The sequence below is a fragment of the Curtobacterium sp. Leaf154 genome, assembly GCF_001424595.1.
GTDB classification, from domain to species: Bacteria; Actinomycetota; Actinomycetes; order Actinomycetales; family Microbacteriaceae; genus Curtobacterium; species Curtobacterium poinsettiae.
Genome location: NZ_LMOS01000001.1, coordinates 459,533 through 474,894, shown reverse-complemented (window position 1 = coordinate 474,894; position 15,362 = coordinate 459,533). Strand labels below are relative to the sequence as shown.

The 15,362-nt window shown below is 72.2% G+C and carries 9 protein-coding genes and 1 pseudogene; 5 read left to right on the top strand and 5 right to left on the bottom strand.

Annotation, left to right across the window (positions count from 1 at the left end):
* The first annotated feature begins 49 nt into the window (after positions 1–49).
* The 4 genes from ASF75_RS02215 to ASF75_RS02200 all read left to right on the top strand — a co-directional run bounded on the left by ASF75_RS02215 (position 50) and on the right by ASF75_RS02200 (position 6,880).
* Complete coding sequence (locus ASF75_RS02215; RefSeq protein WP_056068571.1) at positions 50–1,615, top strand: DUF3375 family protein; 1,566 nt, start codon at positions 50–52, stop codon at positions 1,613–1,615.
* Positions 1,612–2,400 (top strand): DUF4194 domain-containing protein, encoded by a 789-nt coding sequence (locus tag ASF75_RS02210; RefSeq protein WP_017887423.1) that lies wholly within the window; start codon positions 1,612–1,614, stop codon positions 2,398–2,400. The genes ASF75_RS02215 and ASF75_RS02210 overlap by 4 nt, the downstream gene beginning before the upstream one ends.
* Complete coding sequence (locus ASF75_RS02205) at positions 2,397–5,765, top strand: ATP-binding protein (protein WP_056068569.1); 3,369 nt, start codon at positions 2,397–2,399, stop codon at positions 5,763–5,765. Before ASF75_RS02210 ends, ASF75_RS02205 begins: the two co-directional genes overlap by 4 nt.
* An 827-nt stretch (positions 5,766–6,592) precedes the next feature.
* Entirely contained in the window at positions 6,593–6,880 is a 288-nt protein-coding gene (locus ASF75_RS02200; protein WP_017887425.1) for a hypothetical protein, read from the top strand.
* Positions 6,881–7,046: 166 nt separating this feature from the next.
* Here the strand turns inward: ASF75_RS02200 and ASF75_RS02195 are convergent.
* Positions 7,047–8,513, bottom strand: a pseudogene (locus ASF75_RS02195) (peptide MFS transporter).
* Positions 8,514–8,711: 198 nt separating this feature from the next.
* On the opposite strand from ASF75_RS02195, the gene ASF75_RS02190 reads away from it, so the two are divergent.
* Complete coding sequence (locus ASF75_RS02190) at positions 8,712–10,850, top strand: acyl-CoA dehydrogenase (protein ID WP_056068563.1); 2,139 nt, start codon at positions 8,712–8,714, stop codon at positions 10,848–10,850.
* A 68-nt stretch (positions 10,851–10,918) separates the two neighbouring features.
* Here ASF75_RS02190 and csrA read toward each other — a convergent pair whose 3' ends face one another.
* The 4 genes from csrA to ASF75_RS02170 are packed head-to-tail and all read right to left on the bottom strand — an operon-like array spanning position 10,919 to position 15,359.
* Positions 10,919–11,212 (bottom strand): carbon storage regulator CsrA, encoded by a 294-nt coding sequence (csrA, locus tag ASF75_RS02185; protein WP_056068561.1) that lies wholly within the window; start codon positions 11,210–11,212, stop codon positions 10,919–10,921.
* A 4-nt stretch (positions 11,213–11,216) separates the two neighbouring features.
* Positions 11,217–12,140 carry a hypothetical protein gene (locus ASF75_RS02180; protein ID WP_056068559.1) on the bottom strand — a complete coding sequence of 308 codons (924 nt, stop codon included), beginning with the start codon at positions 12,138–12,140 and terminating at the stop codon, positions 11,217–11,219.
* On the bottom strand, positions 12,115–14,169 hold the full coding sequence (locus tag ASF75_RS02175; protein ID WP_056068558.1) for a flagellar biosynthesis protein FlhA: 2,055 nt from the start codon (positions 14,167–14,169) through the stop codon (positions 12,115–12,117). Before ASF75_RS02175 ends, ASF75_RS02180 begins: the two co-directional genes overlap by 26 nt.
* Positions 14,166–15,359, bottom strand: coding sequence for a flagellar biosynthesis protein FlhB (locus ASF75_RS02170; RefSeq protein WP_056068556.1), 1,194 nt, complete (start codon positions 15,357–15,359; stop codon positions 14,166–14,168). Before ASF75_RS02170 ends, ASF75_RS02175 begins: the two co-directional genes overlap by 4 nt.
* Positions 15,360–15,362 lie beyond the last annotated feature (3 nt).

The window sequence follows — 15,362 nt, the reverse complement described above, 5'->3', positions numbered from 1 at the left end:
GGCCGCAGCACGCGGGCCAGACCACCAGCACGATCGGACGAAGGGGCGCATGACCGACGTCGACCTCGAGTTCGCCCGGGTCCGAGCGGTCCTCGACCGTCCGACCCTGCGGCTCATGTCCCGGCCGACCAGCGCCACGGTCCTCGCCGTGTTCCGCACGGTCTTCGACCGCGACGTGCAGTACGTCCCCGCCGACCGCATGCACCTGCAGGTCGAGGAGCACGTCGCGCGCCTGCAGGCGGCGGGTGCCCGCGTGCCCGCGAGCGACCAGGCAGTGCCGGCGGCCAGCGCGCAGACCGACAGCGAGCAGGCCGAGGGCGAGCAGGAGGCCCGCCCGAACGGCCGCGCCCTGTGCCGCGAGTGGGTCGGCGCCCAGTGGCTCGTCCGCTCGAACTCCCCCGACGGCGACGAGCAGTACTCCCTGACGAGCCACGCGCTCGAGGCCCTGAGCCTCGTCGACGCCCTGTCGGCCGACCGCGCCCTGATCAGCGAGAGCCGGCTGGCGATGATCGTCGACGCGGTGCACCGGTGGGCGGCCCGTGCCGAGCCGGACCCCGACGTGCAGATCCGCCGGATCGACGCCCAGATCGCCGAGCTGCAGTCCGAGCGTGCACGCCTGGAGCACGGTGACGACGTCGTGGCGGTGGACGACGACCGGATGCGGGACGGGTACACCAACATCTCCGACCTGATCCGGCAGCTGCCGAGCGACTTCAAGCGCGTGGAAGAGGCGGTCGCGACGATGCACCGCTCGATCGTCGAAGACTTCCGGCAAGAGGTCCGCCCGATCGGCGAGATCCTCGACGACTACCTGGCCCGCACCGACAACCTGATGGAGGCAACACCCGAGGGCCGTGCCTTCGAGGGTGCCTTCGAGCTCCTGCGCGACGATGCCCTGCTCCTGCGGCTCCGGGACGACATCGCGACGATCCTGGCGCACCCGTTCGCGCAGGGCCTCGGAGCCGGCGAGCGTCGAGCCTTCCGCAACACCGTGACGATCCTGCGCCAGGGCATCGAGGACGTGCTCGCCCAGCGCCGTCAGCTCACCGCCACGCTCCGCGACCAGATCGTCGCCCACGACGTGGTGCGCGACCGCGAACTCGACGCCGTGCTCCGCTCGATCAACCGCGGCCTCGCCACCCTGATGGACCAGGGCGGCGCGCGTGACCGGATCCCGCTGCCGCTCCTGCCTGCGGCCGCCGAGGTCGGCACGCTGCGCGAGCGCTTCTACGATCCGGACGCCGAGTCCGTACCGCCGCCGATCGAGGAGCCCGACGACGACGTCTTCGAGGACCTCGACGTCGAGATGCTCCGCAAGCACGGCGGGCCGCTGCTGACCGAGCTGCGCGCGGCGCTGCGCTTCGCCGAGGCCGACTCCAGCGTCGACGCGTTCCACGGGCTGCCACCCGAGCAGCGCCGGCCGGTCGAGCTGTTCGGCCTCGCGCACCTGCTGACGGGGCACGAGGACTTCGAGTCGGCCGCCCACGTCGCCGAGCACCGGACGGTGCGTCCCGACGGCACCGCGATCACCTTCCAGATGCCCACCGCTGCGCTCGACGACGAGCGCACTCCGGTCGGCGACGCACACGACGAGAACGCACAGGAGGCACGGTGAGCGACACGACGCCGGCACCGGTCGACGACACGGTCCCCTACGACGACCCCGCATCCGTGATGCAGGACGACGAGCGTGACGAGTCCAGCTTCGCCCTCTTCGAGGGCGACGAGGGCCGGCTCGACGAGCACCAGCGGCGCGCCCTGGTGGCGCTGCTCCGGCACTCGTACGTCAGCTCCCGCACGCACCCCGACGAGTGGCGTGCCGTGCTCGACGCCGAGTACCAGCTGCGGTCGCGCCTGAACGACCTGTTCCTCGAGCTGCACGTCGACCGTGACCGCGAGGTCGCCTGGAAGCGCCAGGCCCGGTCGGAGAGCCAGCGCCGCACGTTCCCGACCCTGCTCCGCGACCTGCCGTACACCCGCGAGGAGACGATCGTCCTCGTCTACCTGCGGATGCGTCTGCGCGCCGACGCCCGACCGGGCCCGGACCAGGTCGTCGTCGACCGCTCCGAGATCCTCGGGCACGTGGCGGGCTTCCGTCCGGCGACCGCGACGGACCGCACCCGCGACGAGGGCCGGGTCGCGAAGGCGATCGAGCGCCTCGTGACGGCGCGCATCCTGATCCGCACGTCAGACCCGGACCGCTTCCGGGTGGCGAGCGTCGTCGAGGTGCTGCTCCCCCTGGAGCGCTTGCTCGAACTGGACGCCTGGTTGCGGACCACCACCGCACAGGACGAGGCGACCGCCCCGGGCGGCGAGCCGACCGACGGGGACGACCCGGGCCTCCCGGCAGACGGCGAAGCCGAGACCGACACCGACGACGAAGGCGAGACGGAAGCGTGACCGACACGTTCGAGATCCCGGCGCTCTTCGACACGGTCGCGCAGTGGCGCGCCGAGTCGATGCAGGTCGTCAACTGGGGTGGGTTCCACGGCCACCGGCAGGTCGAACTGTCCGGCACGGCGACGCTCATCTCCGGTGCCTCGGGCACCGGCAAGTCCACGCTGATGGACGCCTACCTGGCCGTGATGATGCCGTCCGACGTGCCGTTCAACGGCGCCTCGAACGACGCCACCACCGGCCGCGCCCGCAGCGCTGACCAGCGCAACCTGCTCACGTACCTGCGCGGCAAGGTCGACACCCGGCGCGACCCGGAGACCGGCAGCCTGCGCGACGTGAACCTGCGCGGCGACGACCAGACCACCTGGGGCGCCGCGGCGGTCACGTTCCGGAACGACGACGAGCGGCGCTTCACGGTGCTGCGTGCGTACATCGTGCCGAAGCGTGCCCGCGGGGTCGGTGACATCCAGATGACCATGGCGACGGTCGACGACACCTTCGACCTGCGCCGGCTCGAGGAGTTCGTGCCGTCGCGGTTCCACCACCTTGAGCTGACCGGCCGCGTGCCGGGGCTCGTCATCCGCGACACCTACCAGGAGCTCGCGTACACGCTGCAGACGCGGCTCGGCATCGGTGACTCCGGTGGCGGCAACCGGGCGATGCGCCTGCTCGCGCGGATCCAGGCCGGCCAGCACCTGCCGACGGTCGACGCGCTGTACAAGTCGCTCGTGCTCGAGACCCCCGGCACGTACGAGGCGGCCGACCGGGCGCTCGCGCACTTCTCCGCCCTCGACGAGGCGTACGAGGCGATGGACACCGAGGAGCGCAAGGTCCGCATCCTCTCCCCCATCACCGACCTGCACGACGAGATCTCGCGCGCGACCGAGGCCGCAGCGGCCCTGGACGGCATCGCGACCGGTGCCGAGGTGTCGCCGTTCGCGCACTGGACGGCCTCGCGGAAGCGCGATCTGCTCGACGCCGAGGTGTCCCGCAACGCCCGCGAGCGCACGGCATCGCGCGCCGAGGTCGCCGCGGCTGAAGCCCGGCACGCCGCCGTCGAGATCGAGCTGCGCGACGCCGAGGCCCGACTCCGCGACCAGGGCGGCAACGCGCTCGCCCAGCTCGAGGACCGCATCGAGCGGCTCACCCGGGAGCGCGACGGGGTCGTCCGGACCCGGGCGACGTTCGACGAACGGACCGCCGTGCTGGGCACGTCCGTCGCGACCGAGGCCGACTTCACTGCCGCGCAGCGCAGCTCGCACGAGTTCCTCGGGTCGTACGCCGACGCCCGCACCGCGCTCGACGAGCGGCGCGACGCCCTGACCCGCGAGGAGTACCCGCTCCTCGACCGCGAACGTTCCCTGCGCCAGGAGCGCCAGTCGCTCGAGCACCGGCAGGGCGCCATGCCGCTGCCGATGCACGAGGCCCGGCTCGCGATGGCGCGTGCCGCCGGCATCGACCCGGCCGAGCTGCCCTTCGTGGCGGAACTGCTCGACGTGCTGCCCGGCGAGGAGCGCTGGCGCACGGCCATCGAGTCCGTCCTGGCGCCCGTCGCCCGCACGCTGCTCGTCGACCAGGACCGCCTCGGCGACTTCAGCGAGGCGATCGACGCACTTCGCCTGCCCGTCCGCGTGCAGTTCGAGGGTGTGCCGACCGGCCCGCACCTGGACCTCGACGGCGACCCGGCCATGGTCTCCGGCAAGCTCGCGATCAAGCCGTCGCCGTTCAGCACGTGGGTGCGCGAGCGGATCGAGTCGGACCGCACCGATGCCCGCTGTGTCGCCTCGGCATCGGACCTGGGCGGTGGTGGCCGCCGGGTCACCGAGTCCGGGCAGCTGCGCGACGGCCGTCGTGGCGCGCACGGTGACCGCCGGCAGTCGAACGTCATCGGGTTCACGAACGAGGCCCGCGTCGCCGCGGTCGAGCAGGAGCTCGCCTCGATAGCGCAGGACCTCGCGACGCTCGAGGCACGCCGCACCGACGTCGCACAGGACCTCACCGCGCTCGACGTGCTCCGCGCCGCCCACCAGCACGTGGTCGACGCCACGTGGGCCGCGATCGACGTCGACGGGTTGGGCGCCTCCCTCGCCCGGCTCGACGAGGAACGGCAGGCACTGCTCGCCGCCGACGACGGCCTCCGGACGCTCCGGGCCTCGGTCGCCCGGCTGCGCAAGTCGCTGGACGAGGCTGCCGACCGCCGCTCCGCCGCACGGCTGTCCGTGCAGCGGCTCGAGGAGCGCCACGCGGTGCTCGTCGACGGCCAGGACGCCGCCGCCGAGATCCTGGAGCGCTTCGAGTCCTCGCCCGGTTCGCTGCCGGACGACCAGCAGGCCCGCCTGCTCGAGGAGACCTTCGAGGAGATCGGTGCGCCGGACGGCGTCGACGGGTTCGACGACGCCACGCGACGGCTGAAGCGTCGGCTCGAGGAGCGGCTCTCCCAGGCCCTCGACGGCGCTGCGGCGGCCTCGACCTCGTTGACGCTGACGTTCCAGCGGTACCAGGATGCCTGGCCCGACCCGAACCTCGGCACCGGCGTCGCGTCGTACCCCGATTACCACGCGATCCTCGAACAGATCGTGGCGACCGGCCTGCACGCGCGTCGGAGCGAATGGCGTCGGCGCCTGTCGCAGTGGAGCGGCGAGGACCTCGTCCCGCTCGCCGGCGCCTTCGACCGCGCCGTCGTCGAGATCGAGGAGCGCCTCGAGCCGGTCAACGAGATCCTGCGGGAGCTGCCGTTCGGCGCGAACCGGGACCGCCTGAAGATCCAGATCCGCCGGGTCACCCGCGAGGACGTCACCGCGTTCCGCCGCGAGCTCCGCGCCCTGTCCGCCTCGGTCGACACCGAGCTGACCGACGACGTGCTCGAGACCCGGTTCCGACGGCTCCGGCGCTTCATGGCCGTCATCCGGCCCGACCCGGACGCCGCCCGTGGCCGCACCACCCAGCGCGACGCGGTGCTCGACGTCCGGCGGCACATGGAGATCACGGCGGTCCGGTACGACACCGACGGCAACGACCTCGGCGTGTACTCGTCGCTCGGTGACAAGTCCGGTGGTGAGACGCAGGAGCTCGTGGCGTTCATCGTCGGCGCCGCGCTGCGCTACCAGCTCGGTGACGAGACCCGTCCCCGGCCCCGGTTCGCGCCGGTGTTCCTCGACGAGGCGTTCATCAAGGCGGACTCGGAGTTCGCCGGCCGTGCCGTCACCGCGTGGCTCCGGCTCGGGTTCCAGCTCGTCGTGAGCGCGCCGCTCGACAAGGTCACGGCGCTCGAACCGTCGATGGAGCGGCTGCTGTCGATGCGGAAGCACCCCGAGACGGGCCACTCGTCCATCACCGAGATCGCCCGGGTGGAGCCGGCAGCCGTCTGACGCGGGCGGGGGTGGTCGCGGGGTGGTCGCGGGCTGGCCGCGGGGTGGCCGCGGGGTGGTCGCAACACCCCGCTCAGGTTGGCCGAGTGGTCACGAACCGTCGCCTGGCGGCGCCGCAGCCGACACTTCGTGACCGGCCGACGCGCTCCAGGCGGGGTGTCCTGACCACCCGGGCCGCGCTCTGGACGCGCCCAACAGTGGCCCGGAGGCGCGGCGCGGGCCCGCCACGCGCCTCCCGGCCGTCATCCCGCCGGTCGCAACACCCCGCTCACCTTCGCGCGCTGGTCACGAAGTGACGCCTCGCTGCGCCACCGCCGACACTTCGTGACCACCCGACGCGATGCCGACGGGGTGTCCTGACCACCCGGCGGGGTGTCCTGGGGTCACGATGACGGTCTGGAGGCGCGGCGCGGGCCCGCCACGCACCTCCCGGCCGCTGGTGCGCAGGTCACAACACCCCGCTCACCTTCGCGCGCTGGTCACAAACCGTCGGATGGAGGCCGCGTCGCCGACAGTTGGTGACCAATCGCCGCGATGCCGACGGGGTGTCCTGACCACCCGGCGGGGTGTCCTGGGGCCACGATGACGGTCTGGAGGCGCGGCGCGGGCCCGCCACGCACCTCCCGGCCGCTGGTGGGCAGGTCACAACACCCCGCTCACCTTCGCGCGCTGGTCACAAACCGTCGGATGGAGGCCGCGTCGCCGACGGTCTGCGACCGCTCGGCGCTCGCACGGCGGGGTGTCCTGACCACCCGGCAGCGGGGCCGTCAGCGTGTCGGCAGGCGCCGTACAGACGTTCCTTGACCGCCCGACGCTACGGTGATGGCGTGTTCGGACGCCGCCGCTCCCCCAGTCCCCGCCCCGACGACGCTGCCGGTCTCGGCATCGGTGCCCTCGTGCAGGTCATCGATACCGATAAGGGTGGCGAGCAGTGGGCCGACGAGCCGATCGGGGTGATCGTGGCTCCCGGTGGGAGCCAGATCGGCGGGACACAGCGCACGTGGACTGTCGCGTTCGAGGAGCCCGTGTACACGAAGGACGGCCGCGGCCCCTTCGAGCGCGCGACCGTCCTGAGTCGTCAGCTGGTGCCGGTCACGACCGACAGCGGCGAGTAGTCCGGGTCAGGGACTCAGTACTCTTCGGAGCCGCTCTTCATCATGGCTGCGACGGCCATGCAGCACCCGACGCCGCCGAGGACGCCGACGCCGATGATGATCCCTGCGATGAGTTCGAGCATGGGTGGTGACTCCTTGGTTGCTTCGGCGTGTGGCTGCGCTCAGGTTACCGGATGCCGCGCATGAGCCGCAGCACCGGCTTGGCCAGGATCAGCAGGACCACGCCCACCGCGACGGCGACCAGGCCGAGGATCGTGAAGTACGGGGCTTCGTTCGACGGGTCGTAGTACCGGGACAGCACCCCGGTGACGGCGGTGCCGAGCGACACCGACAGGAAGAACAGCGCGACCATCTGGGTCTGGAACTTCGGCGGCGCGAGCTTCGTGGCGACGGACTGACCGACGGGCGAGAGCAGCAGTTCGGCGAGGGTGAACACCAGCAGGATGCCGACGAGTGCGAGCAGTGGCGTGCCGTTCTCGCCCGAGCCGACGAACGGCAGGAACAGCAGGAACGCGAGCCCCATGATCCCGGTGCCGAGCGCGAACTTCGTCGGGGTGGACGGCTGGCGGTCGCCGAGCTTGGTCCACAGGGCCGCGAAGACGCCGGACAGCACGATGATGAAGATCGGGTTGATCGACTGCACCCAGGACACCGGCATCTCCCAGCCGAACAGGGAGCGGTCGAGCCGCTGGTCGGAGTAGACCGTCACGACGGTGAACTGCTGCTGGTACAGCGACCAGAACACGGCGCTGCCGATGAACAGCGGGATGAACGCGAAGACGCGCGACCGCTCGTCGCGGGTGATGCCGCTCGACAGGATGACGACGAAGTACCCGATGGTGGCCAGCACGACGACGACCACGACGACGGTGGGCAGGTTGCCGACGTTCAGCAGGCCGGTCAGCACGGCGACGACGATGACGATGAGTGCGACGACGACGCCCGCTCCGATGAGGGGCAGCCGGCGACGGTCGACGGGGTTGGCGACGTGCCGGACCACCTCGGGCAGCTTCCTCCGCCGGATCGCGTACTGCACCAGGCCGGCGGCCATGCCGACCGCGGCCAGGCCGAAGCCCCAGTGGAAGCCGAGCGAGCTCTGCAGCAGCCCGGTGAGCAGCGGCCCGAAGAACGCGCCGAGGTTCACGCCGAGGTAGTAGAGCGAGAAGCCGGCGTCGCGTCGGGGGTCCTCGCGGCTGTACAGACCGCCGACGATCGTGGTGGCGGTGGCCTTGAGCCCGCCGGAGCCGAGCGCGATCAGCACGAGGCATCGTCCTCATCTACATGTACTACTCCCTGACGCAGGGCGGTCTGGGGATCGACAAGGGCATCGCCACCGGCATCATGGGTGCCTACGGCGGCGCGGTCTACCTGTTCACGATCATCGGGGCGTGGATCGCCGACCGGCTGATCGGCGCGGACCGCACCCTGTTCGGCAGCGCGATCGTCGTGATGCTCGGGCACATCGCCCTCGCGCTCATCCCCGGGGTGGCCGGGGTCGGGGTCGGCCCTGCATCCCGTAGAACGAGAACCGCTCCCAGAGCTCCACCGCGAACGGTGTCGACAGCTCGAACGGTTGCCCGAAGAAGGTGCGTCCGGGACGGGCTTCGCGGTCCGCGGGGGTGGTACGTGACATGGCGGCAAGTCTGCCCCCGGGCGGCCGGGCGCGCCGAATCGTCGAACACGCCTCATCTCTTTGGAGGGTTCCCACGACGCCGTGACGGCACCGACGACACGGGGTTGTGCGGCCCGCACGGCGTTCCCGCCACTGTCGGCAGGGGTGTCTAGCGTGGACGGTGCAACACGGACACCGCAGTTCAGGAGGACTCCGCCCATGGTCGACACCGCACCCGCCCAGCGCACCACCCCCGCCAGCGGCAGCGACACCGCGCCGGACGTCGACGCGAAGAACGCCGCGCCGAACGCCGACGCCGCCGGCGACCCGGCAGCGGGCACCCCGACCGCCGGCACCGACACCGATGTCCACATCGACGTCGAACTGGTGCAGGAGCTCCTGCTCGGACGCTGGGCCGAGGACCGCCGGATCTCCCGCCGCCTGGCGCTCGACCCCGCGATGCAGAAGATCGAGGGCCAGCCGATCCCCGAGCACCGGGCACGCGTGCTCGAGCAGCTCCGCACCCTGGTCGACGCCGGTGCCATCCAGCGCCCCTACCCCGCCGAGTTCGGCGGCCAGGACAACCACGGCGGCAACATCGCGGCATTCGAGGAACTCGTCGTCGCCGACCCGTCGATGCAGATCAAGGCCGGGGTGCAGTGGGGACTGTTCGGCTCCGCCGTGCACCACCTGGGCACCGAGGCGAACCACCGCGAGTTCCTGCCGGGCATCGTCTCGTTCGAGGTCCCCGGCTGCTTCGCGATGACCGAGACCGGCCACGGCTCGGACGTCCAGAGCATCGCCACGACCGCCACCTACGACCCCGCGACCCAGGAGTTCGAGATCCACACGCCGTTCCGTGGCGCGTGGAAGGACTACATCGGCAACGCGGCCCTGCACGGGCACGCCGCCGTCGTGTTCGCGAAGCTCGTGACCGCGGGTGTCGACCACGGCGTGCACGCGTTCTACGTGCCGCTCCGCGACGTCGAGGGGGCGTTCCTGCCCGGTGTGAGCGGTGAGGACGACGGGCCGAAGGGCGGCCTGAACGGCATCGACAACGGCCGGCTCGCGTTCGACCACGTCCGGGTCCCCCGCACGAACCTGCTGAACCGCTACGGCGACGTCGCCGCGGACGGCACCTACTCGTCACCGATCGCCTCGCCCGGCCGCCGGTTCTTCACGATGCTCGGCACCCTGGTGCAGGGACGGGTGTCGCTCGACGGCGCCGCGGTCGTCGCGCAGAAGATCGCGCTGCAGATCGCCCTGACCTACGCGATGCAGCGCCGCCAGTTCCCGACCGGCGACGGCACCGAGGGCGTCCTGCTCGACTACGGCCGACACCAGCGTCGTCTGATCCCGCGCCTGGCGACGGTGTTCGCGCAGTCGTTCGCGCACGAGAAGCTCCTGCGCACCTTCGACGACGTCTTCAGCGGGCGGAAGGACACCCCGGAGCGACGCGAGGACCTGGAGACCCAGGCGGCCGCGTTCAAGTCGATGTCGACCTGGTCGGCGCTCGACACCCTGCAGGAAGCCCGTGAGGCCTGCGGCGGTACCGGGTTCCTCGCCGAGAACCGTCTGACCGGGCTCCGCGCCGACCTCGACGTCTACGTGACGTTCGAGGGCGACAACACCGTGCTGCTGCAGCTCGTCGGCAAGCGCCTGCTCACCGAGTTCCGCGCGAAGGCCCCGAAGGACCCGGCGTCCACCGCGAAGTTCGTGGCGGCCGTCGCCGCGTCGAAGCTCGCCGACGCGTCGGGCATCCGTCGGCTCGGCCAGACCGTGGCCGACCGCGGCTCGCTGGCCGCGAGCGTCGCCGACCTGCAGGACCCCCGGACGCAGCGCGAACTGCTCGCCGGTCGGGTCGACACCATGGTCGCCGAGATCGGGATGCGCCTGGCGTCGGCCGGCAAGGACCGCGCCCGCGCGGCCAGACTGCTCAACCGCTCGCAGCACGAGCTCATCGAGGCGTCCAAGGCGCACGCCGAACTCATGCAGTGGGACGCCTTCACCGAGGCGCTCGACGAGGTGACCGAGGGCGACACCCGCCGCGTGCTCGTCTGGCTGCGGGACCTGTTCGCGCTCGGCCTGCTCGAGCAGCACCTGGACTGGTACCTGCTGCACGGCCGGCTGTCGGCGCAGCGTGCCCGTGCGGTGTCGGCGTACGTCGACCGGCTCGTCGCCCGGGTGCGTCCGATCGTGCCGCAACTGCTCGAGACCTTCGGCTACGAGCCGGGCCACGTCCGTGCGCCGATCGCGCTCGGCGCCGAGCAGGCCCGACAGGACGAGGCTCGTGCCTGGTTCGCCGCCGAGGCCGCCGCCGGCCGCCTGCCGGAGCAGGAGAAGAAGCCCCGTCCGTGACGGACGCGCAGCCGCGCCCGTATCGGAGGAGCGGCCGCGCCCGTGACGGGCGTGGCTGCTCCGGACGACTAGGAGTCGGTCGGCGCGGAGTCGGACGGCGCGGACGAGGCCGGGCCGTCCGCGGCAGCCCCGCCACGTGCCCCGAGCGCCGCGCGCAGCTGCGCCTCGGCGTCGTCGCCGGCGGCAGCGGCCTCGGCGTTCGCCTCGGCGACCGCACGCACGACCTCTTCCCGCTGGATCTTCACGCCGCGCGGGGCGTCGATGCCGATCCGGACGCCGTCGCCCCGGGAGTCGAGCACCGTGATGACGATGTCGTCGCCGACGAGGATCCGCTCGCCGACCTTCCGCGTGAGTACCAGCACCCGTTCAGCCTAGCGACACGACGGGGAGCCCCAGCAGGTCCGCCGACCCGGGCGTGGCGGTCTCCCCCGCACCGATCGCGACCACCCCGACCACAGGCAGCCGCGACGCCACCGCGGACACCATCGCGGCCGAGTCCTCGGGCTTCCGCCCGACGTCGACCACGACCCACACCTGGTCGGCCTGCAGCCCGTCGCTCGTCGCGAGGTCGTCCCACGCGGCGACCGCGAGCACGGCGTGCCGGTCACGGACGCCGTCCGCCCGGGCCAAGATGGCTGCCCGGCGGTCGGCGGCGTCCGTCGGCCGGAGCGCGTGCCGCACCGCGAAGAGTCCGGCGGCCGCGTCGACGTCGTTCGGCCGCCCGACCAGGAGCACCAGGTCGCCGTCCGCGGACCGCACCGCCGGTGCGGTGGGCCGGGCCACCGGTGCCGGCGAGGGCGTGTCGAGGACGCGGGACGGGCCTCCCGACCGGGTCTCGGTGACCGCGTCGACGGCGGCCTGGAGGCGCGGGTCGACCCCCGCGGGCACGTCCGGCTCGGACGGGGCGCGCGTCGGGCGCGGGGCGCTCGTCGTGATGCCGTCCGCCTGGAACCCGTCGAGCACCGACGCGAACGCGTCGGCCCGCGTCGCCCTGGTGCCGTCGGTGCCGGCGATGCGTGCCTCGGCCGCCTCGGCGTCGGCGAGCAGCGCGGCGATGCCGACGCGCTGCTCGGGCGAGTCGGCGATGACCACCCGGGCGGTGGGCTGGTCCCCCGGTTCCGGCACCTCGACGGTGGCCTCGACGTGTGCCTTGCGGAACAGCCCGCCGAAGCCCGGCGAGGTCACCCGTTCGGCCGCGACGATCCGTGCACCCGCGCCGAACTCGGTCCGGACCGCGTCGCGGAGGGACTCGAGCGTGGCGCCGCTACGCTGCAATCGGGTCGGCGGCACGGACCACTCCCACGGTCTCGATGGTGGAGCCCGCGGCGGTGGCCTCCTGGTACGACAGCACCGGGAGCCCGTTCGACTGGGCGGCGACCATGCGGTGCACGGCCGGGCGGAGCTGCGGGGCGCAGACCAGGACGGCGGAGAGCCCCTGGTCCTCCACCGAGCGCACGGCGTCGCGGACGGAGCCCAGGACCTGCTCGATGCGGTGGGCGTCGAGGACGATCTGGCTGCCCTGCTCGGACGGCCGGAGCCCCTCGAGCATCGACTGCTCGAGCATCGGGTCGATCATGATCACGCGCAGCGTGCCGGCGTCGGTGTGGCGGGCGGCGAGGGCCGGTCCGAGGGCCGCACGGGCGGACTCGACGAGCCCCTCGGGGTCGGTCGACACCTTGGCGCGGAGCGTGAGGGCTTCGCAGATCCGGCCGAGGTCGTTGATCGGCACGCGCTCGGCGAGCAGGCCCTGCAGCACCCGCTGCAGTTCGGCCATCGAGAGCATGCCGGGGACGAGTTCCTCGACGGCGGCGGGGTTGACCTGCTTGACGCCCTCGGTGAGGACCTTGACGTCCTCGCGGGTGAGCAGGCGTGCGGCGTTGTCGCCGATGACGGCCTGCAGGTGGGTGACGAGCACGGAGACACGGTCGATCACGGTCGCGCCGGTCATCTCGGCGGCGTGCCGGAGTTCGGCGGGCACCCACTTGCCGGTCAGGCCGAACACCGGCTCGACGGTCGAGGTGCCGGGCAGGCCGTCCAGGTGGTCGCCGAGCGCCAGGACGCTGCGGGCGGGGGCGGTGCCCCGACCGGCCTCGACACCGGCGATGCGGATGGCGTAGGTCGACGGCGGCAGGTCGATCGAGTCGCGGGTCCGGACCGGCGGGACGACGATGCCCATGTCGATCGCGATCTTGCGGCGGAGTGCCCGCACGCGGCCGAGCAGGTCGTCGGACGCGCCGGACACCATGTCGACCAGGTCGGGGGCGAGCAGGATCTCGAGGGCGTGGACGCGCATCTGCTCGAGCAGGTCCTCGGGGGTGTCACCGGTCGGTGCCGCCGCCTCGAGCGCCTGCTGCTGGGCGGCGTCGGCCTCGGCGCGGGCGGCGTTCCGGCCGATGCGCCAGCCCGTGAACAGCAGGGTGGCGCCGACGAGCAGGAAGGGCAGGATCGGCATGCCGGGGATGAAGCCCATCGCGATCGCGGCGACGCCGGCGATCATCAGGGCGTTCCGCGACTGCGACAGCTGGGTCGCGGCCGAGGACCCCATCTCGGACTCCGCGCCGGAACGGGTGACGATCATGCCCGTCGAGACCGCCATGAGCAGCGCCGGGATCTGCGTGACCAGGCCGTCGCCGATCGTCAGGATGCCGTACTTCGACAGGGCGTCGGTGGCGGACAGTCCGTTCTGCAGCATGCCGATCGCGATGCCGCCGATCAGGTTGATGATGATGATGAGGATGCCGGCGATCGCGTCGCCCTTGACGAACTTCGACGCACCGTCCATCGCGCCGTAGAAGTCGGCCTCGGCGGAGACGGCGGCGCGGCGCTCCTTGGCTTCCTGGTCGGTGATCAGCCCGGCGTTGAGGTCGGCGTCGATCGCCATCTGCTTGCCCGGCATCGCGTCGAGGGTGAACCGTGCCCCGACCTCGGCGACGCGTTCCGCGCCCTTCGTCACGACGACGAACTGGATGACGATGAGGATCAGGAAGATGACCGCGCCGATGATGATCGACCCGGAGACGGCGACGTGGCCGAACGCCTGGATGACGTCGCCGGCGAAGCCCTCGCCGAGCACCAGCCGGGTCGACGCGACGTTGAGGCCGAGTCGGAACAGCGTCGCGACGAGCAGCAGCGACGGGAACACCGAGAAGTCGAGCGGCTTCTTCACGAACAGCGTCGTGAGCAGGATCACCAGCGCCAGCAGGATGTTGATGATGATCAGGAAGTCGAGCAGGAACGACGGCACCGGCAGGATCAGCAGCAGGATGATGCCGACGATGAACACCGGGACGACGAGCTTCGGCAGGTCCTTGCGGTTCATGCGGGGAGTCCTTCGGTCTGGTTCTCTGCGATGCGCGGTGGGCGGAGCTTGCGGGGGCGGAGGTCACCGGTCAGGGTGGCCGGGTCGATGACGCTCGCGACCTCGTCCGGGGTGGTCGGCCGCGGCGGTGCGTGCGTGCCGGCGGCGGTGCCGCGGGCCTTGAGCGCCATCACGAAGGACAGGACGCGGGCCACCGGGGTGTACAGGTCGACGGGGATCTCGTGTCCGAGCTCGCAGGCGGCGTGCAGCGCTCGGGTGAGCGGGACGTCGCGGACGATCGGCACCCGCTCTTCCTCGGCACGCGCACGGATGACGTCGGCGACCGGGCCGGCGCCCTTCGCGACCACCCGGGGCGCGGACTTGCCCGGCTCGTACTTGATCGCGACGGCGTAGTGGGTCGGGTTCGTCATCACGACGTCCGCGGTGCCGATGACCTGGATCATCCGGTTGCGGCTCATCGCGAGCTGGCGGGAGCGGCGCTGCGACTTCACCAGGGGGTCGCCGTCGCTCCGCTTGTTCTCGTCCTTGACCTCGCGCTTGGTCATCATCGTGCGCTTCCGGTTGCGGCGGATGACGACGAACACGTCGAGTGCCGCGAGGACGAGCCCGGCGACGATCGCGGCGCGCAGCAGGGTGCCCGAACCGGCTGCGGCGGCCTCGAGCACGGCCGACAGCGGCAGCGAGCCGCTCGACATCAGGACCGGCATGAGTCCCTGCACCGCGAACCAGAGGACGAGCCCGACGACGGCGGTCTTCAGCAGCGCCTTCGCGCCGTTCCAGAGCGCCTGGGTACCGAACACGCGCTTCAGTCCGGCCACGGGATCGAAGTGGTCGGGCTGCGGTGTCATCTTCCGGAAGTGCACCCCGCCCTGGGTGACGGCGGCGGCCAGCACGGCGACCGCGACCACGGCGAGCATCGGGCCGAGGGTCGCACCCATCGAACCGAGGGCGTCGGCGAGCAGTGCCCGCACGGCACCGATCTCTGGGTCCTCGATGACCCGCTGCACGGCGAGCAGCTGGTCCTGCCCGGCGGCGGCGGCGTTGCCGATCGCGGCGGGGATCATGAGCGCCGCGACGGCGATGCCGATCCACGCGCCGAGGTCCTGCGAACGGCCGACCTGGCCCTTCTCGTGGACCTCGCGCATCCGCTGCTGGGTCGCCTGTTCGGAGCGTTCTCCGCTGTCGGACACGTC